At 47.5% G+C, this 26,314-nt stretch carries 24 protein-coding genes; 7 read left to right on the top strand and 17 right to left on the bottom strand.

Annotated features, from left to right (window positions below):
• Nucleotides 1–84: 84 nt before the first annotated feature.
• Nucleotides 85–1,002, bottom strand: coding sequence for a PD-(D/E)XK nuclease family protein (locus PTQ21_RS10835; RefSeq protein ID WP_338020324.1), 918 nt, complete (start codon nucleotides 1,000–1,002; stop codon nucleotides 85–87).
• Nucleotides 1,003–1,266: 264 nt separating this feature from the next.
• Between PTQ21_RS10835 and PTQ21_RS10830 the strand changes: the two genes are divergently transcribed.
• Nucleotides 1,267–1,950 carry a hypothetical protein gene (locus PTQ21_RS10830; RefSeq protein WP_063567667.1) on the top strand — a complete coding sequence of 228 codons (684 nt, stop codon included), beginning with the start codon at nucleotides 1,267–1,269 and terminating at the stop codon, nucleotides 1,948–1,950.
• Between the two features lie 126 nt (nucleotides 1,951–2,076).
• Here PTQ21_RS10830 and PTQ21_RS10825 read toward each other — a convergent pair whose 3' ends face one another.
• Complete coding sequence (locus tag PTQ21_RS10825) at nucleotides 2,077–2,964, bottom strand: helix-turn-helix transcriptional regulator (protein ID WP_063567668.1); 888 nt, start codon at nucleotides 2,962–2,964, stop codon at nucleotides 2,077–2,079.
• 130 nt (nucleotides 2,965–3,094) lie between these two features.
• Between PTQ21_RS10825 and PTQ21_RS10820 the strand changes: the two genes are divergently transcribed.
• Both PTQ21_RS10820 and PTQ21_RS10815 read left to right on the top strand, forming a co-directional pair.
• Nucleotides 3,095–3,982: a sugar phosphate isomerase/epimerase family protein gene (locus tag PTQ21_RS10820; protein ID WP_274569846.1), complete on the top strand. Its 888-nt coding sequence runs from the start codon at nucleotides 3,095–3,097 to the stop codon at nucleotides 3,980–3,982.
• 75 nt (nucleotides 3,983–4,057) lie between these two features.
• Entirely contained in the window at nucleotides 4,058–5,113 is a 1,056-nt protein-coding gene (locus PTQ21_RS10815) for a Gfo/Idh/MocA family protein (protein WP_274569845.1), read from the top strand.
• A 307-nt stretch (nucleotides 5,114–5,420) separates the two neighbouring features.
• On the opposite strand, the gene PTQ21_RS10810 is transcribed toward PTQ21_RS10815, so the two are convergent.
• The gene (locus PTQ21_RS10810; RefSeq protein ID WP_072735189.1) at nucleotides 5,421–6,740 is read right to left on the bottom strand and encodes a glycoside hydrolase family 125 protein; all 1,320 of its coding nucleotides are present in this window, start codon (nucleotides 6,738–6,740) and stop codon (nucleotides 5,421–5,423) included.
• A 247-nt stretch (nucleotides 6,741–6,987) separates the two neighbouring features.
• Here PTQ21_RS10810 and PTQ21_RS10805 point away from each other — a divergent pair, with 247 nt between their 5' ends.
• The gene (locus PTQ21_RS10805; protein ID WP_274569844.1) at nucleotides 6,988–8,046 is read left to right on the top strand and encodes a LacI family DNA-binding transcriptional regulator; all 1,059 of its coding nucleotides are present in this window, start codon (nucleotides 6,988–6,990) and stop codon (nucleotides 8,044–8,046) included.
• Nucleotides 8,047–8,195: 149 nt separating this feature from the next.
• Here the strand turns inward: PTQ21_RS10805 and PTQ21_RS10800 are convergent, their stop codons facing one another.
• The 3 genes from PTQ21_RS10800 to PTQ21_RS10790 all read right to left on the bottom strand — a co-directional run bounded on the left by PTQ21_RS10800 (nucleotide 8,196) and on the right by PTQ21_RS10790 (nucleotide 11,061).
• Complete coding sequence (locus tag PTQ21_RS10800; RefSeq protein ID WP_274569842.1) at nucleotides 8,196–9,794, bottom strand: DUF4179 domain-containing protein; 1,599 nt, start codon at nucleotides 9,792–9,794, stop codon at nucleotides 8,196–8,198.
• Nucleotides 9,775–10,347, bottom strand: a complete 573-nt coding sequence (locus PTQ21_RS10795; protein WP_064641084.1) for an RNA polymerase sigma factor — start codon at nucleotides 10,345–10,347, stop codon at nucleotides 9,775–9,777. Before PTQ21_RS10795 ends, PTQ21_RS10800 begins: the two co-directional genes overlap by 20 nt.
• Nucleotides 10,348–10,545: 198 nt before the next feature.
• Nucleotides 10,546–11,061, bottom strand: a complete 516-nt coding sequence (locus PTQ21_RS10790) for a mismatch-specific DNA-glycosylase (protein WP_274569840.1) — start codon at nucleotides 11,059–11,061, stop codon at nucleotides 10,546–10,548.
• 121 nt (nucleotides 11,062–11,182) lie between these two features.
• Between PTQ21_RS10790 and PTQ21_RS10785 the strand changes: the two genes are divergently transcribed.
• Complete coding sequence (locus tag PTQ21_RS10785; protein ID WP_063567676.1) at nucleotides 11,183–12,103, top strand: AEC family transporter; 921 nt, start codon at nucleotides 11,183–11,185, stop codon at nucleotides 12,101–12,103.
• A gap of 196 nt (nucleotides 12,104–12,299) precedes the next feature.
• Here the strand turns inward: PTQ21_RS10785 and PTQ21_RS10780 are convergent, their stop codons facing one another.
• The 5 genes from PTQ21_RS10780 to PTQ21_RS10760 all read right to left on the bottom strand — a co-directional run bounded on the left by PTQ21_RS10780 (nucleotide 12,300) and on the right by PTQ21_RS10760 (nucleotide 19,269).
• The gene (locus PTQ21_RS10780; protein ID WP_063567677.1) at nucleotides 12,300–12,551 is read right to left on the bottom strand and encodes an RNA-binding protein; all 252 of its coding nucleotides are present in this window, start codon (nucleotides 12,549–12,551) and stop codon (nucleotides 12,300–12,302) included.
• A 247-nt stretch (nucleotides 12,552–12,798) separates the two neighbouring features.
• Nucleotides 12,799–15,477 carry a polynucleotide kinase-phosphatase gene (locus PTQ21_RS10775; RefSeq protein ID WP_274569836.1) on the bottom strand — a complete coding sequence of 893 codons (2,679 nt, stop codon included), beginning with the start codon at nucleotides 15,475–15,477 and terminating at the stop codon, nucleotides 12,799–12,801.
• Between the two features lie 2 nt (nucleotides 15,478–15,479).
• On the bottom strand, nucleotides 15,480–16,922 hold the full coding sequence (locus PTQ21_RS10770; protein ID WP_274569834.1) for a methyltransferase domain-containing protein: 1,443 nt from the start codon (nucleotides 16,920–16,922) through the stop codon (nucleotides 15,480–15,482).
• 25 nt (nucleotides 16,923–16,947) lie between these two features.
• Nucleotides 16,948–17,751: a nucleotidyltransferase domain-containing protein gene (locus PTQ21_RS10765; RefSeq protein WP_274569832.1), complete on the bottom strand. Its 804-nt coding sequence runs from the start codon at nucleotides 17,749–17,751 to the stop codon at nucleotides 16,948–16,950.
• 24 nt (nucleotides 17,752–17,775) lie between these two features.
• The gene (locus PTQ21_RS10760) at nucleotides 17,776–19,269 is read right to left on the bottom strand and encodes a TROVE domain-containing protein (RefSeq protein ID WP_274569831.1); all 1,494 of its coding nucleotides are present in this window, start codon (nucleotides 19,267–19,269) and stop codon (nucleotides 17,776–17,778) included.
• A 435-nt stretch (nucleotides 19,270–19,704) separates the two neighbouring features.
• Between PTQ21_RS10760 and PTQ21_RS10755 the strand changes: the two genes are divergently transcribed.
• Nucleotides 19,705–21,060, top strand: coding sequence for a helix-turn-helix transcriptional regulator (locus PTQ21_RS10755; protein ID WP_274569829.1), 1,356 nt, complete (start codon nucleotides 19,705–19,707; stop codon nucleotides 21,058–21,060).
• Nucleotides 21,026–21,901: a WYL domain-containing protein gene (locus PTQ21_RS10750; protein ID WP_274569828.1), complete on the top strand. Its 876-nt coding sequence runs from the start codon at nucleotides 21,026–21,028 to the stop codon at nucleotides 21,899–21,901. The genes PTQ21_RS10755 and PTQ21_RS10750 overlap by 35 nt, the downstream gene beginning before the upstream one ends.
• A gap of 151 nt (nucleotides 21,902–22,052) precedes the next feature.
• Here the strand turns inward: PTQ21_RS10750 and PTQ21_RS10745 are convergent, their stop codons facing one another.
• From PTQ21_RS10745 to PTQ21_RS10720, 6 genes are all read right to left on the bottom strand, one after another.
• Nucleotides 22,053–22,550, bottom strand: coding sequence for an LURP-one-related/scramblase family protein (locus tag PTQ21_RS10745; RefSeq protein ID WP_274569826.1), 498 nt, complete (start codon nucleotides 22,548–22,550; stop codon nucleotides 22,053–22,055).
• Between the two features lie 135 nt (nucleotides 22,551–22,685).
• Nucleotides 22,686–23,426, bottom strand: coding sequence for a hypothetical protein (locus PTQ21_RS10740; RefSeq protein WP_063567683.1), 741 nt, complete (start codon nucleotides 23,424–23,426; stop codon nucleotides 22,686–22,688).
• Complete coding sequence (locus tag PTQ21_RS10735; RefSeq protein WP_063567684.1) at nucleotides 23,423–24,121, bottom strand: ABC transporter ATP-binding protein; 699 nt, start codon at nucleotides 24,119–24,121, stop codon at nucleotides 23,423–23,425. Before PTQ21_RS10735 ends, PTQ21_RS10740 begins: the two co-directional genes overlap by 4 nt.
• The gene (locus PTQ21_RS10730; protein WP_063567685.1) at nucleotides 24,114–24,524 is read right to left on the bottom strand and encodes a GntR family transcriptional regulator; all 411 of its coding nucleotides are present in this window, start codon (nucleotides 24,522–24,524) and stop codon (nucleotides 24,114–24,116) included. Before PTQ21_RS10730 ends, PTQ21_RS10735 begins: the two co-directional genes overlap by 8 nt.
• A gap of 189 nt (nucleotides 24,525–24,713) precedes the next feature.
• Nucleotides 24,714–25,580 carry an aldo/keto reductase gene (locus PTQ21_RS10725; RefSeq protein ID WP_274569823.1) on the bottom strand — a complete coding sequence of 289 codons (867 nt, stop codon included), beginning with the start codon at nucleotides 25,578–25,580 and terminating at the stop codon, nucleotides 24,714–24,716.
• 35 nt (nucleotides 25,581–25,615) lie between these two features.
• Nucleotides 25,616–26,185, bottom strand: coding sequence for an STM3941 family protein (locus PTQ21_RS10720; RefSeq protein ID WP_083584837.1), 570 nt, complete (start codon nucleotides 26,183–26,185; stop codon nucleotides 25,616–25,618).
• Nucleotides 26,186–26,314: the final 129 nt, after the last annotated feature.

Here is a 26,314-nt window from a genome sequence, read left to right as displayed (position 1 = left end):
GGGCAGATCCTGTCCAGGCTGGCGCTTCTTGTTTTATTTTTACATGAAATAGGAATGAGATCTGAAGATGCTTCGGGTGGCGCTCTATACTACACGTTCGCTGCACACCTCACGGAAATTACAGTCCCGGCAAGCGCGGCGTGAAGGCATTGGCGTGAAATACGAGACGTCCTTGGGACGGTTGTAATACTCATCATCCACACAGGAGCGCATCTCCGCTATATACCGCCCCACGTTCTCCTCCACCTTCAGGATATCCTCTTCCGTTGCCGTAAACTCTCGGTGTGTCCCGGTTAACAGGTACTCCACCCGCAGCTCAATCTGCTCCAGTGGAACCCGGTAATGCTCCCTCACATAGGATGCGTACAGCATCAACTGATCCGAGAAGTCATCCTCCTTGCCCGTTTTCCAGTCCACAATGACGATGTTGCCGTTGCTGCGACGATATAACAAGTCCATCTTCACATACACACGCGTATCGTGCAGCATCATCGTATCCCATTTCTCAATCTCCAAAATATCCGTACTCGCACGGGACAAGTCCTCCCACGTGAGCGTCTGATACAGATTGCCGACACAGGCCGAGGCTCGTTCTTTAATCGTAGCAATCCGGTCATTCAACGTGTCATCCCCGTAATACATCTCGGACAACATCACCCGGTTCTTGGGGTCGAGCCGCCACTGATCCTGATCCATTGATTCGACATACGCCTGATTCAGCAGCTTGCGCATCGTCAGTTCCAGAAAGTGCTCACGAGGTTTATTCTTGCCTTCTTCCCTGCTACGTACCGCCGATTCACACATCCGATGTGCGAGGTCACCGAATACGAGGTATAGATTACTTAGCTGCTTCAATCGATACAGACGTACCTGCATCTCATCAGCCGACTCTGCCTTCCAGCCGTTATGAGCTCCATAATAATGATAATAATATTTGCGCAGGCACTCATCGAACATACTCGCCCGCGACTGCGAATAAGACCACTGCGGGTATTGTGCCATAAGATATTCTGCCTTTCTGTATGCCGGATCTGCATGAGATCCCTTAATGCTCACAGTATATAGGAAAGGGCAAAAACGCCGCAAGCACCCTTCCGTAATTTTCTTCTATCCGCAACCGTTTCCGATTCAATGCGTAACGTTTATATAGTAACATCACCAAAAGATGAAATTACAACGCAGAACGCATACTATACTAAAAGAGTACAGGATTTTGCAGTTAGACAGATGAATTGTACAGGCATATCCTAAAAGGAGGCACCACCCATGAATCGACCGGATTGGTTCCAGGCGGAAGAAGCATTACAACAAATCCAAGTCATCGGAAGCGACCGGAATGAGCTCGTGAACATCATTGGCCATGTAGAAGGACTGAATTGTATTGGTACAGGAACGGATGCGGCGGTATTTACGTATGACGGCTTGCCACAGTATGCCTTCAAGATGTACTCAGATCATGCCCTGGACAAACTTGAAAATGAAAAACAGGTATATGAGCAGCTCAAAGGCCTGCCCTACTTCCCTACCTATTACGGCAGCGGCCGGAATGTTCTTGTGATTAGTTTTGAAGCGGGAGATACCTTGCTCGAATGTCTGGAAAAAGGAATCCCGGTCCCCGAGCAGGTCATGCTCGATGTGGACGAAGCTCGTGAGGCAGTACGCAGCCGTGGCCTGAATCCACGGGACATTCACCTGAAAAATGTAATTCTCCAGAATGGACGCGGAAAAGTCATCGACGTCTCGGAGTATATTCAGGACGGCAACGATAATCGCTGGGAGCATCTCGTCTGGGCCTATCACAATATTTATCCACGGATCAAAGGTACGCCCATCTCCCCACGCATGCTGCAAACGATCAAATGGGGATACAATCAACTGGATCAGGCCAATATCAAATTGGACGACCTCTCCAAGAAGGCCAACCGATTATTCTCGAAATTCATGAAATAAGCAATGTTTATAAAACAGATCAAATGTTTGTTCTGATATCTGATATTCATAAAATAATCCGGATTACTCGCGCATCTCTGGCGGTGATCCGGATTTTTGTTTGTACCCTGTTGACGCAAGGCCTTCCTATTTTAACCGCCCCTGCGAGGGTGTCATCCCTTTGTATTGTTTATAAAGCTTCGTAAAATAGTTAGCATTATCACAGCCAACCTGAGCAGCGATCTCGGTAATGGTAAGGCTGCTCTCCTGCAGCAACTGTTCGGCTTTCGTCATTCGGCACCCATTCACATATTCTACAAAGGTGCGTCCAGTCAGTTTTTTGAACATTTTGCAAAAATGATACGTGTTCAGCCCCACCTGACCGGCTGCCTCGGTAACGGATATTTTCCCTGTTGGCTCCGCTTCAATCTGCTCAATCAAATGTTTGAATCGTTCTCGATTGGGAAAATACGATCCCTTTGTTTTATCAGGAAGCTGGTGTGGCATAAATGTACGGGCAAGCAGTGTGAACAAGGCATGCAGCTTGGATTTCACAACCAGTTGGTATGCCAGCGGCTGTGAGGCCATCTCCTCGATGGCTTCATCCAACAGGGAGTAATAGCCTTGGCAAGCTATGTCGTGCTCCGCCGGTTTTACCGGGAACCTTACCTTCCCCTCCAGATAGGGAGCAACATATTTCAAGTGAACGGGATCATGGGTAAAATCATGAAATAATGCACTGTTGAGCACAACCGAATCAAAATGGATATCCCCTTCCTCCAGAGCATACCCAACATGCAGCGCCCCTCCAGGAATGATAATAACCTCACCTGCTTGAGCTACGTAAGGCCTGCTGTCGATATGAAACAGTGCACTTCCCTTCCGCATAAAAATCAGTTCAAAGTGTTCATGCCAGTGCAAGTACAGAATGCATTCTTCCGTTTTCATCCCCCAGCAACGATTCTGGAACAGCTGAAATGGATGCGATTTATGGTCAATGCGGGTATTTTCGTGAAGCGCTTTCAGGTCCAGCACGCTGTCTCCTCCTCTCCCCACAAGATCAGACTAATATTGCACAAGATTGTATAGAGCCATCCGGCAGATGCCCGGCTATAATGAGTGTGTCACGAAGTACTATAAGCCAATATTGGAGTGAAATACAACCATGAATAATCCGTTACGTATAGGCACACTTGTAGGTGGACATGACGCAGTCCGTGTCATTCCACAGATTATGAAACATGGCTTCGAATCATTCAATCTGACCTTCTGGCAAACGACTGGTGATCTGGACCTCGCCGAGACAGCCAAACGTGTCCGTGAAATCGTGGACGAACAGGGAATTGTCATCTCTGCAGTAAGTGTGTTTGGCAATCCGCTCACCGGAGCCGGAGATAATGCCGATACACTGGCCAGTTGGGAACGGGTGATTGACCATGCCCAGCTCTTCGGAGCGGATATCGTCTCCGGGTTTACCGGACGACTGACCGATCAACCGATTGACCAATCCATCCCACGGTTCAAGGAAGTGTTTGGAGAACTGGCACGCCGGGCTGCAGACCAGGGTGTACGCATTGCTTTTGAAAACTGTGATATGGGCGGTACATGGCAGACAGGCGATTGGAACATTGCGCATAATCCAACGGCCTGGGAGATGATGTTCGATGCAGTTCCTGACGAAAACATCGGATTGGAATGGGAGCCATGCCATCAAATGTCCAGCCTGATCGACCCGATTCCGCAGCTGCGCAAGTGGGCGCCTAAAGTGTTCCATGTGCACGGCAAAGATGCCACCATTGCCTGGGACATCGTCAAAGAATATGGCGTGCACGGCCCACGAGAATTCGTCTGGCACCGTACGCCTGGATTCGGGGATACCAACTGGTCCGACATCATTACGATTCTGCGCCAAAACGGGTATCAAGGAACGATTGATATTGAAGGCTGGCATGATCCTGTCTACAGAGATGAACTCGAAATGACCGGACAGGTGCACGCGTTAAAATATTTGAAACAATGTCGTGGTGGAGATTTTGTTCCCAATCCGGTATAGAAACGGGATTAACATGGAGTGGCATGATGTCCATTGCACGAACATAGAAAATGAAAAGTATAAGGAGATGATAGGATGAGTCATCCTTATCGGGTAGTTGTGGCAGGCTGTGGGGCCATGTCCAATACCTGGGTTGATTACGCCATGCAGAGACCGGACACGGAAATTGTAGGGCTTGTCGATCTGCATGAACAGACTGCCGTTGCACTCGCTGCACGACACGGTCTCTCCTGTCCCACGTTTACGGATATCAGTGAGGCCATTCGAGCAACTGATGCCAATATCGTATTTGATGTCACCATTCCAGCGAGCCATCACGGCATTGCAATGACAGCGTTACAACAAGGATGCCATGTATTTGGCGAAAAACCTCTGGCGGAATCCTTCTCTGACTGTGAAGATATTGTTCAGACTGCACGCCGTACGGGCAATATTCAGGCTGTGATGCAAAATCGCCGTTTCGATCCACGTATTCGCGCCTATCGGCAGTTGATTTCCGACGGAACGATTGGCCAAGTCGGTTTTGCAGGGGCAGATTTCTTCCTGGGTCCACATTTTGGAGGATTCCGTGACCTGATGGATAGTCCATTGCTGCTGGATATGGCGATTCACACCTTCGACCAGGCACGTTATATTCTCGGTGCCAACCCGGTCTCGGTGTACTGCCACGAATTCAATCCTCCGGGGTCATGGTATCAAGGCAATGCGATGGCACTATGTATCTTCGAAATGTCCGATGGCTCCGTGTTTAACTATCGCGGGTCCTGGTGCGCAGAAGGTGTGCCTACTTCATGGGAAGCATCCTGGCGCGTAACCGGAGAAAAAGGAACCGCCATCTGGGATGGCAATGATGACATTTATGCTGAAGTTGTCTCGGCGCAACATCTGGATGCGGAAGGCAAACCGTCCTTTTTCCAACCGTGTGAGCGGATTGAGGGATACCTGCCCGTCATGGAGAAAACCGGACATCACGGCTGCCTCGAAGACATGTTCGCTGCACTGGAATCCGGACGACTGCCTGAGACCGATTGCAGTGACAACCAGTTCAGTATGGCCATGGTTCTCGCATCCCTCGAAAGTGCCCGCACAGGTCAAAAGGTGCTCATTGCGGATCTGCTGAAAACCACATAGCGAAGCCGTGAGTCACATATCCTTCCTCATAAACCAAGCCCAAACTGCGAATCTTTAGCAGTTTGGGCTTTTTGTCTACTCACTCTTCTATTCTAGAAATGATGTAGCCGAAAAAATGTCATGCCAAATAGCAAACGCAGTGCAGGGAACGAAATCGATTCTGGAGAAACGAAGTGCTCGCCTTTATCACCGGATTTCCCCTTACAAAAAGGGAATCAAAAAATCCGGGGATAACAGCGATCGAAAGAACGATTCGTAACCGGAACGACTGCTTTGCAGGCAGTTATTTTTTTGAACTTACATCATTTTATAGAATTCCTTTTTTCATTGCCTTGTACACAAGCTGCGAGAAGAGGCTGTTCGACCAAGCAAACCAGGGCCTTGTGAACGTGTTTGGATCATCTGAATGAAAACCTTCATGCATGTACCCGGTACCTGCATCTGTGTTCTCCAGCAGATCTATCATCTCCAGCATTTCCTTATCATTGTCTGCGGTCAGACCTTGCATGGACAGCGCCATATGCCAGACGTAGCCGGGAGGAGTATGAGGGCTGCCGATGCCTTTGGCTGCTTGTCCTTCATAATAAAACGGATTTTCCTTGCTCAAAATAAAGCGCCGTGTATTCTGGTACACGATGTCCTCGGTGGAAGCATACTCCAAATACGGAATAGACATAAGTCCCGGGGTTCCTGCATCATCCATTAGGCAAAAGTTGCCGTAACCATCCGTCTCATAGGCATAAATCTGCCCATACTCGGGGTGACGGTAAGTACCGTATAAGGAAATACCGTGTCGTATTTCTTCTTCTAAATGAGCCATCTCGCTGACCAGCTTCTCATCTCTGAATACCCACCTCGCAATCTCCCCCATTTGACGCAAAGTCACCGCTGCAAACATATTTGCCGGGATATTATAATGAAAATCACATGCATCATCACTGGGGCGGAAACCGGACCAGATCATCCCGGTATAGTTTACCGGCATCCCCAATCCTTCGTTACGGAGCGTATCATGGGCTGGACAATTCCGGCGCATGAATCGATATGGGGACTGCTCACCATGACGCTGCTCCGTTTTCCACAGACGTACTACGCTCTCCATCACCCTCTTGAAACGCTCGTCAAATATATCCGTCAATTCCGTCTCACGCCAATACGCATAGGCGAGCCGCATAGAGAAACAAAGTGAATCCAGCTCAAACTTGCGTTCCCACACCCAAGGCGACATCTCTGTCTCATCATTCGCATCCCAATGCCATCCATTAGCCGTTTCGTTAAACGCATTGGCATAGATATCGATGTCCGCATAGAATGTATGCCGTTTGATCAGCCCGCCAATGATCCGCTGCAGCTGTTCGTCTTCCTTTGCCAGCGGAACGTAGTGCATCACCTGCTCCACTGAATCACGCAGCCACATTGCCGGGATATCCCCTGTAATAACAAAGGTTGTCCCATCATCCAATAGCTTTGTCGTCGTTTCCAACGTGTTGGGAAAACAGTTACGGAACTGTGCCAGCAATCTGGGTCTATGTTGCAGTCGTTCCTCGGCCTCGGTAAGAATGTTCTGCACAGCTTGCGGTAATTCCAGATGCGGCATGGGGATTTTCGGTAATCTGAACTGTTCCATGGATGTCGTCTCCTTTGAATTGAAGTTTCCATATTTGTTTGCATCGTTTCATTCAATGATTTGTGTCGCATTGTTATTTTCGTTATGATAAATTATAATAACATTATTATTTGTAAGTGTACTGTGCCGGAAGATGATCGTCAATTCATAACGGATGGTATATTAAAAAATAAATTGGATCATATCTTGTAGATTGAAATGGCTCGTTGGATTTATGCAAATTGTTTACATATGAAGGAGTAATGAAATGTCACGTAAAGTATCTATCCAGTCGCTGGCCGACCAGCTTGGATTATCCAAATATGCCGTCTCCCGTGCACTCAGTGGCAAGACTGGTGTCAGCGAAGCGACTCGCGTCCGTGTGCTGGAATTAGCCCGTGCCTTGGGATATCGCCAAAGCACCCCAGGAAGCAGCACTGTTCCAAATGGTATGCATGCAGAACAATCCGAGCCCCCATTTGCTCTCATCTGCATGAATCAGCTCAACCGGGGTGAGCCCCACTATTGGCAGCGCGTCCTCTCCGGCATGATCTCTGCCTGTAATGAAAGAGGATGGCATCATGCCATTGTATCTCCCTCTCTGGGAGTCGCTGATGAACACACGCCTCCAGAACGGGCAATCGCTCCTCACTTGGATTGGGAACGTTGTGCAGGAGTCATCGCCATGGGCGCTTTCCCCCATGCAGTCCTACAACGACTGAGCCAGACAGGCCGCCCCATTGTGCTCGTGGATCATCAGGAGCCACTGTTGAACTGTGATACCATCAGCCATGATAACCTGGAAGCAGGCATTACTGTGGCGAGATATTTAATGTCGATGCAGTGCCGCCGCATCGGTCTGATTACGGATGATGGCCGGGCTGCCAGCTTTGCGCAGCGGAAGATCGGCATCGAACTGGCTTTGAACCATTTCCACGCAGATAGCAGTCGGTTGACCACGTTCAGAGAATGGAATATTCCTTATGAGAACGGCGAATGGATTGACCAATTGGCTGCCACAATCAAAAACATGCCCGCCGACGAACGGCCTGATGCCTGGATTGGCGTCAATGATGATATCGCCTTGCAGTGGATGAATAAGTTGCAGGAAATGGGTTTCTCCACACCTGGGGATTGTCTTGTCATCGGTATCGATAATGTGCATGCCGCCGCTACATCGTCCCCGCCCCTGACCACAGTCAACCTGTGCAAAGAGGAGCTCGGTCAGCGTGCGATCGAAGCTTTGCAGCGCAGGATTGAACGCCCAGGAACACCAAAGGAAACGGTCATGTTATCCACGTCCCTTATCCCCCGGGAATCGGCTTAACTCAATGTGCACAACTTTTTTAGCATCAGCACAACTTAACTTTATTGAATATCAAAAAGGCCCAGCATTTTATTATGCGGGGCCTTTTATCACTATCTTATTATTCATCTAAGTTTAGTCCATTGTTAGCAGAGAATAATTCATGACTGTTATTTCTGCCAAGGCAGGCTTGTGTACGACGGAAGATCTACTTTCCAATCCACATCATGGTACTCTCGGTTAATTATTGCTGTTCGTTTTAAGGTTAATTTTGTTCCATCTTCTTTGTAAAAACCACGGATGACCAATTTCAGATTGTCTGCAACGTATTCTCCGTCATTATTAGGCTGGTCTGGATAACCGATGACTTGAACAGGATACTCTTTTCCTTCCGGATCTACAGCCACCCAGCGATCGCCATTAAAAGCATTTCGGAACGTACCGCTTCCCTCCAGGACTAATGAGTAGTTTTTGTCATAGGATTCCCACACCGGTTTGAAATTGAAATCAGAAAATAAAATTTCATCTCCATATTGTTCAAATTGCAGTACGTAGGTGTAAATTTCAGCATCCTTACGCATCTTTTCCAGATCCACTTCCACCGACTTCTCTCCCCACACTGGTATGGTGTATCCTTCCAGGACAAAGCGAATCTTCTTCGCATCCACCGTAACAAAAGCAGGGTCCCATGTCTCCGATAACTTCAATGGACCACCATCCATTAATCCACTCAAATCTCGGAACCGGAACTTGGCTTGACGGGCATCTGGTCTGCTCCCGTTGAATATTCGATACTCACTCGTTTCAGGAATTTCGAGGTGATACATCAAGTCCATATCATCTGCCCAATCTTCTCCGACTTTGGCACGCAGTTTATCATCCAGACTGATGTTCATATCAAGGCGGGTCCCGTTTGGCGTACGTACTAGCTGTGTCATGTCCAGTTTCAAACCCTCAGGAGTGGTGTAGGTATTGTTCATAGGAGCCTCAACAGCCAGTGATTTGGCTTTGGTCATATCGATGTTGAATTGGAAGCTCCAATCTATCACAGCATTTTTATCTTCGTATGATTTTGTCTCAAAATTATAATAGCTTCCTACTTTTAGATGCCCAAGTTCTCCACGCACGATCACCTGATCCGGGATATCATCATGCAACTGAAATACAAATCGTTCAGCTGCCGAACCGCTTGTTCTGGTATCCTGCGCGAGAGTTGCAACCTGTCGCCCCTGATCGTCCGTAATATGAATTCTCCCCGCCTCTGGAGATATCGCAAAAAGCCCTAGCCCATCAGGTGTTGTTTGTTTCATTGTGATCACGATTTGAGAGCGATCTACCAACACATCTTTGATCTTAAGCGTGTAGCCCTGATCCTCAATGTTGATATTCGGATTAAACACTAGACCGAGTGGCTTCAAACGTTTGTAATCATCGGCATAATAGGAATACTTAAGTTCCTCTGGAACAGGTATGTTAGGTAATGGCGGGTTATTTACGGCATTTACCGTTGGTTGCGTCGATTTTGCTGTGTGATCAAAAGCAAACCAGGCCCCTCCCACAAGGATCACAACTGCCGCCGCTGCGATTCCCGTACGGCGCATCCAATGGGACTTGGAAGCCTTTTTCGTAAATGGATCCCCGTCTTCTGCGCTCACCATGGACATTCCATCCAGTTTCCGCATCACCTCAAGCGTAAAGTCCGCATCCGGTTCCTCACGAAAGAAATGCTGTTCCCACAATCGATCCTCATCATTTGGAATAGGCTTCATACGTCGATAAACCTCCTTTGCGCTCCATTTGTTTCTTCAACGTTTTCTTCCCTCGATAAAGTGCATTACGCACTTGTGCGGGGCTCATGTCCGTGATATCTGCAATCTCTTCGTAGCTCAGCTCATTCGTATATTTAAGCAGCAGCACAAGCCGATACGACTCTGGCAGTTGGTCCATCTGGCGATATATTTCACGCTGCATTTCCTTATGCAGTACATGTTTCTCTGGTGTTTCACCATTGGTTTGTTCCAAGCCCGTATGAACAGCGGTCATCACAGGTTTCTGTTGCCGCATAAAATCCCGCATCCGATTCACAGCGATGGTGTATACCCAGGACGAGAAACTGCTTCCTTCCCTTCGTGTCGGAAGATAGCGGTAAATCCGAAGAAACGTATCCTGAGCGAGATCCTGTGCATCCTGATGACTCGCACCCATTCCACGCAAAATGCCGAAGACTTTATTTTTATATCGATCCACGAGCACAGCGAATAGCTGTTTGTCCCCCGCAATAATACGCTGAATGAGCTCCTCCTCTGGTATCTGTTGAGTCATGTAATCCCCCTTCTCTACAGCTTCCATGCATGGTTCTGTACTATATAGACGGAAACACTTCCTGAAACCTCTCACTTTATCCAAAAAAAAGAATTCGCGCCACCCGGTGTAAACCGGATGGGCGAACTCTGCAACCATTGAAGTTTCATTATTGCTGCGGCGCTTGCTGCCATGTGGAGTTTCTTTTTTGCTTCGTTTTCAGTCCTCCCTGCTTTTCTCTGAGACAAAGTCACTGAGCTGTGAATAGATCGCTACAATCTCATCCATCGACATACGCACGAGTCCACTGGATGACGGGGCTACAAATTCATGAATTTCCTTAACGACCGGGTCGTCCTGAAATCCCCATTCCACTTTGGCACGCTGACTGTACTGGGTGTATACCCCTTTCCCAACAAAACAGGCGATGTCTGGTCGGTATTCCTCCAACTTTTGCCGTAAAATATGCCGTCCCTCTGCATATTCTTCCTTTGTAATGTCGTCCATACCTCTTGTCGGTCGGGCCACAATATTCGTAAATCCGTACCCCAGCTTCAGCAACTCTCCATCCTCTTGTGCATCATATAAACGAGGGGTCAATCCGGAACGTTCAAGAATGCGCCAGAAACGGTTTCCTTTATAAGCATAATGATGACCTGTCTCTCCAGAAGTGATGCTGGGGTTGAATCCAATAAATAATATCGATAAACCATAATCCAGATGATCTGGAATCATAATGAAAAGCCCCCTTATCTTTTTTAGTCATTTACATCTTTCATCTGTGTATAAAATGATATAATGGTTGAAGTATTTTCGAAATCGGACTGAAATTTTCATGAAAAAGGAAGCTGAACTGATGATTGCAGACATCATGCTTGAAGTCGTCCTGCCCGTCTTTCTCCTGATTGCCGTCGGGTCCTGGATGCAAAAGGTGTTCAAGTTGGACTTGTACACCCTCGCCAAAATCAATTTCTATTGTATTACCCCCGCAGCCGTCTTTATGAGCATGTATCACTCCGATATGTCGGGGGAATTGCTCGGAACTGTCACGCTTTTTTACGCCTTATATGTACTTATTCTCTATATTGTGGGGTCTGTGTTCGCACGCTCGCTTCGCATGAACAAAGGCATGAAGGCTGCCTTCAACAACAGCATCATGCTGGACAACGCAGGCAATTATGGTCTGCCCATCAACTCCCTGGTATTTCGTGGTGATCCGCTGGCCTCTTCCATCCAGGCACTGGTCATGTCTTTACAGGCATTGCTGACATTTACCTATGGTGTGCTGTCCATTCAGGGTGCGAAGCTCAAAGGCAATTACCGTGCGGTAATCATTGGATTTCTAAAAATGCCCGTTCCTTATGCACTGTTGCTCGGCATTTTGTTTCATATGGGGAATATTCCATTGCCCACTTTCCTGTCTATGCCGCTGACTTACGCGCAGCAAAGTATGGTCGCTGTAGCATTGTTGACACTTGGCGCCCAAATTGTGAAATATCCAATCCGCCTGTATCGTCTTGATGTGTATATTAGCACATTTCTGCGTTTGCTGATTGGCCCGGCCATCGGGATTTCGATTGTATTGCTGCTCGGTTTGCAAGGTATCGCCGCTCAGGCTCTTATTATCGCATCCGGTATGCCTACTGGAGTCAATGCGTCCATTCTGGCCGAGGAGTATGATAACGAGCCAGACTTTGCGGCCCAGACAGTTTTGATCTCGACGCTGCTTAACATCATTACAATTACTGCACTGATTTCCTTTGCGAAGACGTTCTAATGCCATATTTAAAAAAATGTCCAGTTCACTCTCCTCCAAGGAGCAGTGAACTTTTTGGTTATGCGGATATGGATGATATAACAGCTCAACTAAAAAAAGTCCAACGCATCCATATTCCGGATGCACTTGGACCTCTTTTGTTATCTTCATATGCCATCTGATCAAGTCTGTTGTTCGACTTACCAGCCTTAAAAAACTAAGATTCACATGTCGTCCGTTCAGGGAACTTACCGCCTTCTCTGAACAAACATCGAACCAGTCGCTGTGCGGCCCGATTGAAATAAAAACTCGGACTGACACCCTCGACCTGAACAGGTTCCAGTTCTTTCACACTTTCCTTGACCTTATTCATTTCAATGAGTCCCATCTTCCGCTCATTCGGTCCGAATCGATAAATAACCTTTTCATCGTCTTCCGTCTGTTTCACCAACAGAATCATTGACGCCATACAGGTTACCCCCTATCGTTACGTTGTGAGATTCCAATGACCACTTGCTTACTATTAATTATTACCCAGAATGGATTGGAAACATATAGGGCTTTAGTTATTTATATTAACCTTAAAAATCCTAATTTTAATTATCTCGAATGAAATATTTTGACGAAAAATAAACAAAAACAGGCTTGGATATACCAAACCTGCCCTATTACCTTGCATCCAAAGGAATCAGAAGTCTCATGCTTCACCGATTCTATTACAAACGTGGGTCCACCGGTTCAGACTCCAAAGCCAATGTTGCGAGCACACATTCATGCACTCTTTCCACAGGCTCCATGCGCACAAAACGCTCGATTCCCTCCATACCCAAGGCACTTTCCATCAGAGCGTGGCGCTCTTTTTTGGACGTTTTGCGTTTGCTGAGCCGGGACAAATTGTCCGGTGCGAGGTAATCCATACCATAAATGATGTGCAAATACGCACGACCTCGTACTTTAATCGCAGGTTGGATCATTTTGTTGTCGTTCCAGGCACGGAATGTTTCCGGCTTAATGACAATACCTTCATGTCCTTCTGCCGTGATTTCATCCCACCAACGAATGACCTCATCTTCATCTGCCCTATCTGCAATTACGTGATATTCTGTTTCCATCATCATCGTAGACATCCGAGCGAACTCACGATTTTGCTCCATATGCCATTCATGTGTCTGATTCCAGAACGCTCCGGTGCTATGTGCCAAGGTATGAAACGGCGCAATACGAATATCTCCGATGTCCTCTACATCCCAGCAATATTTCTGAAATACGTCGCGGAATGTTCTAGCATTGGCGAGCTTACGTTCTGTGTCCTGCAACCACTCCTCCACATCTCGGCCTGCCATCTCGGCTTCACGCAATTTGGTTACCACCAATTCCCGATCCATCAATGAGGCCTCCGCTACATGTGCATACTGCGATGAGATCAGCTCCCGCGCTTTCAGATTCCAAGGTACAATCTCTGCATCGAGTAATACGAACTCCGTCTGATGACGGTCAAAATAACCCGCTGAGATCAAATCCGCATGTAATCTTGATAACACCTCCTGCTCAATCGTCCGGTCAAAAAAGGAACGTCCTGTCCGGGTCACAATGTTCCCCAGCATTGGTCTTCCCACCCGCTTCTCAGCTATCTGTTCGTCCCGGAACAGGAGCACAATGCCACGGCTTCCCATATGTTTTTTCTCCGCTACCATCCGTGTAACACCCTGAGATCGGTAGTACTGGAACGCATCCCGCGGATGTTCCAGATACCCTTCAACCGAAGAAGCTGTTGGTGGTGGGCTCATCGTAGGCGGGATGTAAACCAGTTCCTCCAAAGGTACGGTAAAATGGGAAAACGTATCAATCGCCGCCTTCGCCACCTCAGCATGAATGGATACATCCATTCGGCTTCCGGTTTGCACTGTGAATCCTTCCTTGAACTTGCGCAAGTTAGGCGGGGCAAATCTTCGCCGTTCCCAACGTTTAAGTGGACTATCCGGATCTTGAGCGTAATCCTGCTTCGCGGGAACACTAATTGCCTCGCGTTCCGGCATCCGCCACGCTGTGAGCATGCCACCAAAAACAACACCTTGATCAATATTGACCGTGTCATTCACTATCGTTGGATATGGATGTGGATCGTGTCCCCAGACAATACATTCACCAGTAGCGTGATCTACGTACCAATCCTTACGTATCGGTCTGCCGTACTCATCCGTTCCTTCCACATCACCGTAGCGGCAATAATCCTGAATGCGTTTAGACTGTTTCCCGATAAAGTGATCCCGGATCCCTGCATGTGCTACAACTACCTGACGTACGCCATTTCTTGAAAAAATAAGATGCGATGGCGCATCAAGCAGAAATGTCCTTAGTTCTTCTCGTACTTGCATTGCCGTCTCTTGGCCCTGCTCCTGCTCCAACTGAATAAGCTCGGCCTCCACATATTCATCGCCATGACTCAACGTAACGTCACGACCATCCAGATAACGTCCTATCTTCCAGCCATGATTGCTGTCGATCATGTAGGCCAGTCCGGATGAACAATGCCGCTGCCAGAACAATAGACATTTTAACGATTCTGGTCCACGACTGGTTACGTCTCCAACCGAAACCAACTTCCGTCCTTCTGGATGATAGTAAAGCCCACTTCCATCCTTATCCACATATCCGAGTCGCAGAATTAATTCCATCATTTCTTCATAACAGCCGTGAATGTCTCCAATGATGTCGATACCTGTATCCATATCAATCACAAGAGGGTTGGATGTACGGATAAACGAGAATTCATCGGGCTGTTTCAGCACATAATTAGTGTCGAAGCCATCTTCACGGATGGAGCGTAGTGTTCGTTTAAACTGCTGCAACTGTTGTTTCACCCTCTGACGTCCGCGCGGATACTCTCGCTGAGCATCACGTTCGAGCAGTTCTTTTTCAGGGATATCCAGTACGACAGCAATCACGGGCACATGAGCTTTTCTGGCAATTTGAATCAAACGCTGACGATCCTCCGGATACAGATGAGTGGCATCAACCCAGGTCAGCTTGTTCAGACGGCAACGGGCCCCAAGCATCGCCTCCATCGCTTCAAACGCCTTGGCAGATACCTGCTGATACTCGGCATAGATTACGTCTGCTTCGCTACGAGGCCGATGTTTCCAATCCACATACTCGTCATCTCCAATTAACATTCGGAATTGGTCAGATGAGACTGCTTCGGTTCTTCGGATGACACCTTCTACAACGAGACGATCCAACAACGTGCTTTTACCACTGTTCGAAGGCCCCACCAGAACAACGATGCCTGCATGCGGCAAGCGAACTTCACGCTGTCTTCGATCCAAGGTATTTGCCTCATCGCCCTGGCACCTGACTGTATCTTCTATCTCATTAGGCTCCCTGTTGTTCTTCATGATTAATTCTCCTTTCTCCGCTCAAAAATGACCAGTTGTGTAGGTTGTCCGTATTCCTCTGCGTAATCACCAATACCCCTTATTTCAAAAGTATAATTCCCTTGAAGTGCCCATTCCTCACATCGTTCAGCCAATTCCGCCCGAGTCCACTCGAAACGATGATCATGGTGACGGAAGCTCTCCTGCTCCATCGCATACACTTCGTTGTACTCTTTGTTCGGAGTCGTCACCAGCAACACATCAGGTCGATAATCATTCATAATGGTATCCATAATTCCGTTCAAGCGATACGCTTCGATATGCTCTATCACTTCACACAGGATCATGACATCCTGGTTTTGCATCTGTTCATCAAAATAATAGAGCGAACCGATCACAGGCTCCGGCATAGCAATGACCCCACTGCGATCTTCCAGCTTCGCAAAGCGCTCCATAGCTCTAAGCCGTGACTGACCTGATGGTTCAACGGCCAGAATGGATTCCACGCCCGAAATGTAGGCTAAGCGAGCAGAAAGCTTGCCTTCCCCGGCTCCCATATCGACAATACGCCGTTTGACTGGAAGACCTGTAACCACTTCCGTGATTGCACGATAACGCAGTTCATTTAATCTCACTGGTGACTCAGATCGCTCAACCTCACCTGCGGAGCCATCTTGAATCCCCTCATCACTCTCATTGATATCCTTATCCGAAATCTGATTCAACTCACCTGCCTGCTCAACCGAAACAGACAAAGCCCCTTCCTGAAGCTCATACTTCCGAATTAGTTCAGAAAATCGCAGTGTACGTCGGACAATAAGCTCTTTCAACGGATGGTTTTCCAGCCATCCTTCGCCATAACGTTTGATCTTATCAATCTCATCTTCACTGATGAAATAATGTTTGTAGTTGTCCAACACTGGGATCAGCAGAAATAACTGACGCAGTGCATTTTGCACCGTGACCTGTCCGTGCAGCCTAACACGGCGGATGGAGCTTTTCTTTTTCAGATCAAACGTATAAGACAACTCATCTCGCTCAAGGGTAACTGCGTAGCCAAGTGACGTGAATAGTTCCTCCACAACCCGATCAGGTAGGTCCGATGCCACGGGTCCAAATGACAGCTCCATATCGAACAGGTGATCCACCCATTGCACATAGTCTTCCTTCGGTTTACCATTCAGTGCCGTCCCCAGCGCAGGACGTATGTAAGAGCAGAACAGACTGCTCGTTACAAATTCTCGGTCATTAATGTATTGTGTAATGTCGTAACCGTTCGGAGTGCCTCTTACCAGATCAACAGGATCAGGCTCGGCATGAATCAGCACTTCCGTTTCGCTCTCGGTATCGGTGATGTACACAATTCGTACGCGTACACCTTTTTCCATCCGGTCATATACGTTATGTGGATTCTTCGCCAGCAAACGCGATACAGCTCCTGACCCTGCTCCTCTTGCTTTCATCATTAGATGCATCAGTTCTCCTCCATTCTTATTCCTTTGCCGCCCACACCTCTTGTAATGCAAAACGGAAAATACGGTCCAATTCTTCAAATTGAATAATCTGCTCATTCTCCATCTGGCCGGCCAGTCGTTCAAAATGCTCGATCTTCTCCGCTAAGAAAGTCTGTATTGCTGGCAACTGCGGCTCCAGATCCAGTTCCTCGCCCGCCTTTTTCCGGCGTAGTAACTCATGAATCTCCGTATACAGCGGTGTAGTCGCAGTTACAAGCTCTTGCACCAGCTCTTCGAAGGCCATCGGCGGCATCGCATCATAACGTTCGATCCAGCCACAGGCGAGCAGTGGGCGCAGCACATAGAAATACTTTTTGATCTTCACCTGCTCACCCTGCAGATAATCCCGGAAGTTTCCCTTCGCCATATTCAGATAATGGTACATACAGGACTTTGGCGAGAAGGTCAAAGGCGACAGTGCACGAATATGCTCTGCCACGCTGTACGGTTCGTCATACTGAATCGGGGATTGCAGCCACTCCAGCAGTGGTGGATTCGACTTGCGAAACAGCTTCAAGGCTTTGCGCAAATCCCAACCATTCATATCGAGCTGATCACTGATTGGGCGTTCGATAACATCCCTTTTATCCTCAATGGACAAGTACCATTCCAGCGGTCTCACATACAGGAAACGAACATCGTAATCGCTGTCCTGTGAAGGAAATCCCCATGCCCGGCTGCCCGATTCACAGGCATAAATGATCCGTACCTGCTCCTCCTCTTCAATCTGCTTCAGCTGCTGTCTAATCGTATCTCTCATTTCTTCATGAACATGAGTCATCTCTGTGGCCTCCACATTTCCAATTTAAATCTCTATCTCTCTCACCCGGTTCGCAAGTGTATCATATCCCGTTATAGTCTCAGCAATATACGTCAGTACCGTTTCACTCCACCCATAGATATAAAAGGTTTTGCCATCCCGTGGCGGTACCATTGCCTGCTGATAAGGTGCAATATCCACAATAAATGCCTTCAGGTCCGGATTCATCATCCGCCGATAACGTACAAGCTCAGCATATAACGGACTGCCTTCATTCTGCTGTTCATCGGTGATCATAATGATCTGATCCACTTTCTCTCCAATATCCCGAAGCTCTCGTACAGGCCGTCCCGTGTCGGTTCCACCTTGTGCGCGAATCCGGTGAGCTTGGGAAAGGATGCTTTCATCCATCTTGGGACGAGCATCTTCAACCATATGGTCGAATAACCAGAACAGCGAGTTGCCTCGTGTTTGTTTATATAGCGCCAGTGCCAGCACCGAACCAATCCGCAAATAATCCCCTTGCATGGAACCGGAGCGATCCAGGAAAATGGCGGTTCTTCCCGGCAGCGATGGCAGGTTGCCAATCGATAGCTCCACCGCTTCCCGCAAAGCATAGCGCAGCTCTTCTCTTGCGATCATTTCATATGCACTGGCGAATCGGAAAGGTAAGATGCGCGATTTACGCAGGGCTTCCGCATCCGTTAGACGGCCCGTTACGTAATCGATATTTTTCGATTTTTCAAAAACTCCCGCCCGATCCATTGCATTCAGATGACGTAACAATGCAAAGGTCGGCATCTGGGACATTAACGCCTCCCATACCGTACGTGTCGGCTGCATGATCGATGTGACCACCGAATACGGCAGTTTGCCTTTTTCGATCAGATGCATCCGACTTGCCGGGTTTGGGGTAGCCTTCAATTTTTCCAGCGCCTGCAACTGCGGCAGGTCCGTAAGATCCACCTCATGTCCTCGCAAATAACGGAACAAGGCTTGTTGCTTCATATCTGTTGGCTTGGGGTGTGCTGTAGCGATCATATCGCCCAGACTGTATCCTCGCCCTCGCCCGTTGTATTTGATCGCCCAATATTCAGTGATGCCGTTCAAAAATTGACTCACCTGGCGCTTCACCGCTCGACCGCCCTGCCCCCGACCCGTTCCTCTTAGAATCGTCAGAAAATCAGCCAAGTCAGCCGGTGTCTGTACAACCTTGGAGAATACCTTTGCAAACTGATCCGGGTCCACCTTAGACAGCAGTGCCAACCCGTATAGAGGCTGTAACCGCATCAAACCTTCATTACGAGCATAGACCAGCGCCCGCGCCATAAACCCTGCATCGACCTCAGCCATCTCCTGATGACTGACCATCGCATCATCCATCAGTTGCTGTGTATCTGCATAAAACGTATTGTTCAATGTATTGGTCATCAACAACTGTATATATTGTTCCTCCACCAATCGGTCATAGGCTCCGTAGCCCCCATGATTACGTGTCGTTGGCTGAGGTTGGTTAAATAATTGTTTTGCTCTGCTCATCACTCATGACCTCCCGGTGTGAGTCTATTTACTGATATTCCATAATAAAATGTTCCGAGGAAAAAGGTGGGAAGGTATAATACCCGCTCTACCGCTGAGCTACACCGCCATGAACGGCGGCGATTGGATTCGAACCAACGACCTGGTCGATTAACAGTCGAAGTAACCCTCCCTGGCGCCTCGGAACCTTGATCCGCAGAGTTTGTTGCTGTCCCGCTTCACAACCTTATTATGCCTCACACGTCTGCACGCGAACATGGCGAAAGTATGGCGACCTCCATAAGTTTAAAATGAAACCAGCCACTCATCCTGATACAATGTAGGGATATAGTAAATGGGAAGATCACGAATGTTTCTATATATCGCAGAATTGTTCTGCCAACATAGTCATCCACTATATCCGCCTGACTCCAGGCCACCAAGGAGTGAATATTCATGGCTAAAGAAAGCTTTGACAAAGAAATTCAATTTCTGCGCATGTTGTCCCTGACAAGTGGTGCGTACAACCGTAAACAGTATGCCGAACGACTCGGCATCTCCGTACATACTTTTGATAAAACCCAACGCAGATTAAAAGAAATCATGCAGACCGTCACTGACCAACGATCAGGCTCGGAACCAAACAAAGAAATGGCGGATCTCGTCCGCTTCCAGTACGGAGAATCTGCAGAGCCCATGCTGCTCTTCCTCTTTCGCGCCAAGTCGATGAAAGAGACTGAAGTCCAGCGACTTTCCGTTCTTTTGCATACCCTGCAAGATCAAGCTTTAACCGCAATGGAATTACTGGATGCCTGCTGCGCTGAACTTCCAGAGGAACTGGCGCTGCCTGACGAAAAGACCATTCGCTCCGATCTGAAGTATCTCGAAGAAGTGGGGGTGATCCGCAAGGAACCTGGCGGCAGGCCATATCGTTACCTTTTGCAGCAGGACGTACTTACGGGTCTATCCGTGGAAGAACAGTTGGAGTTGTATGATTTTGTGGATATTATGGCAAACACTCAGGTTCCGTCCGTACAAGGCTATATATTGCGGGACAGTCTCAAAAAGGCCATTGCCGCAAGTTATCCGCAGGAAGAAGCCATCGAGCCATTCATATATAAATACCACTATTATTCACGCATTCTGGACGAAGCACATCTGTACACTCTGCTTAGTGCAATTCGCCAACGAAAACATGTCAAGTTTCTGTACTATTCACCCAAAAAACCGTCCAGCTACAGCTCGCAGAATACGAATCCACGCTTTGAACGGGAAGCAGGCGGACGATCCAACCGGATCGTACCACTTGAAGTGGTCTATGACCATCAGTATGGTCGCTGGTATGTCATTGGATATCAGGGACGCCGTGGCTTTGTGAAATTCCGCATGGAAGGCATTACACAGCTGGAGGAACAGGATTCGATTGAAGAAGGATATATGCTCGAATTGAAACAACAGTGGGCCGAGATCAGCCGCTACAGCTGGCTAGTGGATACGGGGAACACCGTAACGGTTCAAGCCCGCTTCTTCCATCCTCAGGACAGCCAACGTAACTTCATTCTGGATCGGGTTCGTTTGCAAGGCCAATGGGGAACGATTACGCCCGAAACGGAACATACCTTCCTGTATGAAATCCAGGTCAACGGTATCACCGAGATTAAGCCGTGGCTTCGGAGTTTTGGCTCAAGCTGTGAGGTGATCGCTCCACAGAGGCTGCGCCAGGAGATGATTAAGGAATGGAAGGAGATTGCGCAATATTATGAATCTGTTCGAGAAGATGTTCAACTACCAGATGATGACGAGATTGAATGAAACCGGACTGTTCACCTGGACATCCCAGGAACGGGCCTGGCTGCGCATGATGCTGAATCACCCTGCCGCACCAGAAGCGCTGCACCCTGACACGTTGCACAAAATGCATGACATGCTGGATGCAGAGCAGGATCTGGACCTTCAGGATTACCTGACCGAAAAAGCCAAAAGTGAAGAAAACAGTGTCTTTCATCCGCTGCTCAAACCATTACGGCAGATGATTTTGCATCATCAAGGGTTTCGCTTGACAGGGCGTGTACGCAATGGACGAATCAGCCAGGATCAGTTTGGATACCCCTACAAGCTCGAATATTCCATGGTCAAAAAAGAATGGTACGTACTCTGGTATGCTCCACTCTACAACAAACTAATGTCTACGAAGCTGCACAGCATCATTACCGCGGAAGCCCAGCCGCTTCAACCGGAAACTGCTTCTCAATATGCTGCCAAAATCTCGATTTTAACGGAGAACCGAAAGACCACCGTGACGATCGAAGTGCTGCCGGAGTTCAATCAGGAGTTGTCGCGAATTCTGTATGCCTTTTCCTGCTTCGAGAAGCAGGTCGAATTTGTGGAAGCCCAACAGACGTACCGCATTGAGCTGACCATTCCGCGTAATGAGATGGATTACGTACTGTCCAAAATGCGTTTTCTGGGCAAACGGGTACGGATTGCAAACAATGCTGCGCTTCGAGAGCGAATGTCCGAGACAGCCGCCAAAGTATTAGCACGCTATGCGGAAACCGAGCTTGAAGCAATGCCTGAACGGACTTCTGGAGGAGTACGGAGCCACCCCATTGAAAAGCCTTTCGCCAATGCAGACGACAGTGATTCTGCATAGCTCATGTTAGTTGTGATTCGTTAAACGTCCGACTTATGCAAATGGGAACGAATAGCGCGTGTTCGTTTCATTAGAATAATATAATACAAAAAGGGCTGTCCCCCGGTATGCTAACGACCTAAGGGACAGCCTCTTTGTTCATATGTTTTCTCTACGCGCCACTACCGGCAGCCGAGTTCCTTCTTTTATTAATCGCATGCACACCCATCACAACCGCTATCAATTCATACGTATCCAGATGTTCTGATTGGTTGTCTAACATAAATGTGCCTGAACCGAACCAGCCACTTGTACGCCTGAAGCTTGCCACAACTTTACCGCCCATCCCGGTGATATCATATTCATTTGAAAACGCCGGAGCGGAGACATCATACACACCACGCGGTCCTGCATCGTACTCATACTTCTTACTGAAGAAACTGATCCTCGCCCGTAAGACACCCCATTCCCTTCCATCGGCTGAGGTTACATCCCAACGGTTACTTAACATGCGGAATTTACCACTGCAAATGAGTCCTGAGTTATCGAATACATCAAGCGATGAACCAAAGGCACTTTTCAAATCGAGATGACCTGCCTGTTCCTGTTCATGGTTCATAATCTCGGTGTACCCTGCATTAAAGAAATTATCTCTGAAATAGAGTTCCATGGAATTCCTCCCTTACAAGAAATAAACCTTCTCCTATATTGTAAAACGACATATATCCCTATTTACGTATAAGAACTGGGAATTGCTTCAAATAAAAAAATCTGCCAGCTAAATTGCAGCTGACAGAATCTTATCTTAAACTTCAACTTTTTTATTATTCAGATACACAGCAACACCAACCAAAATCACAGCCACGATGATTTCAAAAATAATACTGGCCCATGTTCCATCTGACCATGTAATCCGATTGGACGTAAAGGAGAGCGCTGTGCTTTCTTCAGTGAAATGAAATAATTCGTTCGAATTAAAACGACCCGAGAAGATGATATTCTCCAGCCAGCTAATGACATTGACTAGTACGAAAAATGCGACAATACTGATCCACGGTCCTGTTTTAAAGCGGAAGCTGCCTCCGATAGAAATGGAGAGGAAGATGATTATGATGCTGAACATAGCCACCCACCAGAGAAACAGCAACACATTAAGAATCTCCGAAACATGAATGCCCGAATCGTTAATGTAGCTGGTAAAGTTAATCCCTGTATGCGTTGTACTGTAAATAAAGTAGTGAATGGCAGCAACAACCATTAAGCCCAACCAGCAGAGTGTTCCGAATATGATCGGAGACAAGACGTGAGACAGCCCTGTTACCGGCACAAGACGACGGTTGAACGAACGGATATTGGATCGGTATGTCTTGATCATTTTCACATAAATGGCCACACCTGCTCCGACATATGCAATGACACCTATAACACTCCCTGTTACTTCAGAAAAAAACAATGCCAGCCCAATTTGAACGATAATCAATACGGCTAACCCAGCCAAAAGCGTATTCCAATTCCTTCTAAAGTCATACTTCAGCAATGTCATCATTCCGCATAGACCTCCTTGAACATCTCATCCACACTTTTACCGTACTTGAGACGCAGTGTCTCCACTTCTTCCCGCATCACCAATTCCCCTTCACGGATGAAGATCACTTCATCAAAAATTCGTTCAATATCCGTTACGAGATGTGTAGAGATGATCAGACTGCTGTCTTCGTCATAGAACTTCACAATCGCATCCAGAATTTTGCCACGTGCAACCGGGTCTACCCCGCCAATCGGTTCATCGAGCAGATAAAGACGAGCTTTACGGGAAAGAGCCAGTGTTAATTGCAGTCGTTCATTCATGCCTTTCGACAGATGTCTTACCTTATCTCCCTCTCCAAGCTTCATGAAATCAAGCATCTCTCTCGCTTTCTCTTGATCAAAATCAGCGTAGAAATCGCGGTAATACGCAATCGCGTCCCGTACCTTCATCCAACTCTCGGTTAATGGGCGGTCCGGCATAAAGGATACCAGCGACTTCGTTTCCAAACCTACAGCTTTTCCCGTAACACGAACATCTCCACTGCTGGGGTGCAGAAGCCCTGCAACCAGCTTCATCAACGTACTTTTACCGCTGCCGTTACTGCCCAGCAGACCTACAATTCGGCCTGGTGCGATATCAAGCGTGATGTCATGAAGTGCTTTCTTGCCGCCATACGTTTTGCTCACATGGTTCAGCTCAAGAATATTACTCATTCCCTGTTCCTCCTCTTCCATCACGATGCAGTGATTGCTTTCCCTCTGCAACGGCATCCGCCACGATATTTACGATATCCTGTTCTTCGATGCCTAGTTCCTGCATTCCTGTCAGAAAACGCTCCAGCAATTCACCAGCCATCTCTTTTTTGATCGTCATAATTTTCGACTCCTCACTTGTCACGTATCGACCCAGACCTCGCTTGGTTTCAACCACTTCTTCCCGCTCCAACTCCTGAAATGTTCGCTGTACTGTATTGGGATTGATCTGTAATTCGGCCGCGAGCTCACGAACCGAAGGAATTTTATCGCCTGCCTTAAGTGTTCCGGTCACAATCTGTCTTTTGATGTACTGCATAATCTGCAGGTAGATTGGCAAGTTGTTGTCAAATTCGATGCTCACAATGTCCTCGCTCCTCTCTGTATCTGTGTATTAGTTACATAGTACACTAGTGATTTGTTGTTGTAAAGCCCATTTATTTAAAATGGCTCCAAATGCAAAAAAAAGAACAGATCCTCAGATCTGCTCTTATTATTCTTGATTCTTCCAACTACGGTCATTGTATGATGTAATCGGTCTGACAAGAAGTTTCTATACGATATCCAAAGGCACTTTACCCTTAGGTGCAGGGAATGCCTCATTCAACCGAACAACTTCATCTTGAGTCAAAATAACGTCCATCACCGCAGCATTTTCTGCAACATGATTCAGCTGTACAGCTTTCGGGATCGCCAGTATGTCTCCATCCCTGATAACCCAGGATAACGCAATTTGCGAAGGACTGACTCCTCGATCCTTGGCAATCTCACGGATGACTGAATGCTCCAGTAACTCTTTACGAAGCCTGCCACCTTGGGCCAGCGGACAATAGGCCATAACAGGAATACGGCGTTCCCTCAACCAGGGAAGAAGCTCGTATTCAATACCACGAGAAGCTGCATGATACAGCACCTGATTCACTGCACAATGCTGACCAGCTGGAATGTTCCATAGCTCCTGCATGTCCTCTGTATCCAGATTCGAAACACCCCAGCGCAGAATTTTGCCTGATTGTTTCAGCTGTTCCAGAGCTTCAACCGTCTCTTCCAACGGCACACCTCCACGCCAGTGCAGCAGGTACAGATCCAAGCGATCTGTACCCAGACGCGAAAGGCTGCGCTCACATGCGGTAATCATCTGCTTCCGATCCGCATGATGAGGATACACCTTGGATACCAGGAATACATCATCACGACAGTCTTTTATCGCCTCACCAGTGACCTCTTCCGCCCCGCCTTCAGCATACATCTCAGCCGTATCTATTACTGTCATTCCACGTTCAATACCATAACGCAGTGCCTGAACTTCTTCTCTCCGACTGGATTGCTTCTCACCCATATACCATGTTCCCTGTCCGATTGCAGGCAGTGTTGTCCCATCGGGTAGCTGGATCGTACGCGTCTGATTTCCTTGTTGCATCTGTACTCCTCCAATCTGACAATATTCCTCATTATCTATTCATTATTAAACAGATCAAAGTTACTTCCTTCACTCGCCCTTTCATTCGATTGCTTCCAACGCTCCACCATCATGATATACAACTGGTCCAGTGGTAATGAGAGGCTGTTCTGGGCAATGCTTACCGTAGCATCGACTATGCTGCTGTTTACCGTCATTAATTTGCGCTTCATCCCATTCTGACGATCAAGAAACGCTCTCTCGTCCCACAATTTAACCCCAATCATCTTCTGTCCCATGAATTCATACATAAAAATATTCTCAACATCTTTCCAGGCAATTAACCCTCCTGATGTGTAAGAAGATGAATCCACAAACCCATGTTCATCGACAACAAAGGAAGGTTCCTTCTTAATCATCTTCACCAGGCTGTAGCAGAGACAAAGCCCAAAAAATATAATGGAGAACAAGCCTATAACGGAAGAAATGGCAGATCCCTTGGCTGAAGAATCATCAAACATCAAAAAAAATCCGGCTGCTACAAAAAGTGCCGCCCCCACTGTAAGCCATGCCATTCGCTTCCGGCTCGGGTATTCCACGTGCTGTTGATCATAGGATGTGGACAAAGTGATGCTCCTCCTTCATGGTGACTGAGACAAGAATGATCTATATAAACGGGGTACAGCTCATTAAATGAGCTGGATTACCAAATATACCTAAATAGCATTGTTCATTAAACAGATTCAACTGACATT

The sequence above is a fragment of the Paenibacillus marchantiae genome (assembly GCF_028771845.1).
Classification (GTDB): Bacteria; Bacillota; Bacilli; order Paenibacillales; family Paenibacillaceae; genus Paenibacillus; species Paenibacillus marchantiae.
The sequence above is the reverse complement of the archived record's forward strand: the minus strand, read 5'-3'. Positions and strand labels throughout refer to the sequence as shown.

Coding starts and splice junctions, on each gene's coding strand:
- PTQ21_RS10770 (WP_274569834.1), bottom strand. CDS start 16,922: ATGATGAAAGCAAGAGGAGCAGGGTCAGGAGCTGTATCGCGTTTGCTG.
- PTQ21_RS10755 (WP_274569829.1), top strand. CDS start 19,705: ATGGCTAAAGAAAGCTTTGACAAAGAAATTCAATTTCTGCGCATGTTG.
- PTQ21_RS10790 (WP_274569840.1), bottom strand. CDS start 11,061: ATGATTCCAGATCATCTGGATTATGGTTTATCGATATTATTTATTGGA.
- PTQ21_RS10775 (WP_274569836.1), bottom strand. CDS start 15,477: ATGAAGAACAACAGGGAGCCTAATGAGATAGAAGATACAGTCAGGTGC.
- PTQ21_RS10830 (WP_063567667.1), top strand. CDS start 1,267: ATGAATCGACCGGATTGGTTCCAGGCGGAAGAAGCATTACAACAAATC.
- PTQ21_RS10750 (WP_274569828.1), top strand. CDS start 21,026: ATGTTCAACTACCAGATGATGACGAGATTGAATGAAACCGGACTGTTC.
- PTQ21_RS10805 (WP_274569844.1), top strand. CDS start 6,988: ATGTCACGTAAAGTATCTATCCAGTCGCTGGCCGACCAGCTTGGATTA.
- PTQ21_RS10795 (WP_064641084.1), bottom strand. CDS start 10,347: ATGACTCAACAGATACCAGAGGAGGAGCTCATTCAGCGTATTATTGCG.
- PTQ21_RS10820 (WP_274569846.1), top strand. CDS start 3,095: ATGAATAATCCGTTACGTATAGGCACACTTGTAGGTGGACATGACGCA.
- PTQ21_RS10725 (WP_274569823.1), bottom strand. CDS start 25,580: ATGCAACAAGGAAATCAGACGCGTACGATCCAGCTACCCGATGGGACA.
- PTQ21_RS10760 (WP_274569831.1), bottom strand. CDS start 19,269: ATGAGCAGAGCAAAACAATTATTTAACCAACCTCAGCCAACGACACGT.
- PTQ21_RS10735 (WP_063567684.1), bottom strand. CDS start 24,121: ATGAGTAATATTCTTGAGCTGAACCATGTGAGCAAAACGTATGGCGGC.
- PTQ21_RS10810 (WP_072735189.1), bottom strand. CDS start 6,740: ATGGAACAGTTCAGATTACCGAAAATCCCCATGCCGCATCTGGAATTA.
- PTQ21_RS10800 (WP_274569842.1), bottom strand. CDS start 9,794: ATGAAGCCTATTCCAAATGATGAGGATCGATTGTGGGAACAGCATTTC.
- PTQ21_RS10815 (WP_274569845.1), top strand. CDS start 4,058: ATGAGTCATCCTTATCGGGTAGTTGTGGCAGGCTGTGGGGCCATGTCC.
- PTQ21_RS10740 (WP_063567683.1), bottom strand. CDS start 23,426: ATGATGACATTGCTGAAGTATGACTTTAGAAGGAATTGGAATACGCTT.
- PTQ21_RS10765 (WP_274569832.1), bottom strand. CDS start 17,751: ATGACTCATGTTCATGAAGAAATGAGAGATACGATTAGACAGCAGCTG.
- PTQ21_RS10785 (WP_063567676.1), top strand. CDS start 11,183: ATGATTGCAGACATCATGCTTGAAGTCGTCCTGCCCGTCTTTCTCCTG.
- PTQ21_RS10745 (WP_274569826.1), bottom strand. CDS start 22,550: ATGGAACTCTATTTCAGAGATAATTTCTTTAATGCAGGGTACACCGAG.
- PTQ21_RS10835 (WP_338020324.1), bottom strand. CDS start 1,002: ATGGCACAATACCCGCAGTGGTCTTATTCGCAGTCGCGGGCGAGTATG.
- PTQ21_RS10780 (WP_063567677.1), bottom strand. CDS start 12,551: ATGGCGTCAATGATTCTGTTGGTGAAACAGACGGAAGACGATGAAAAG.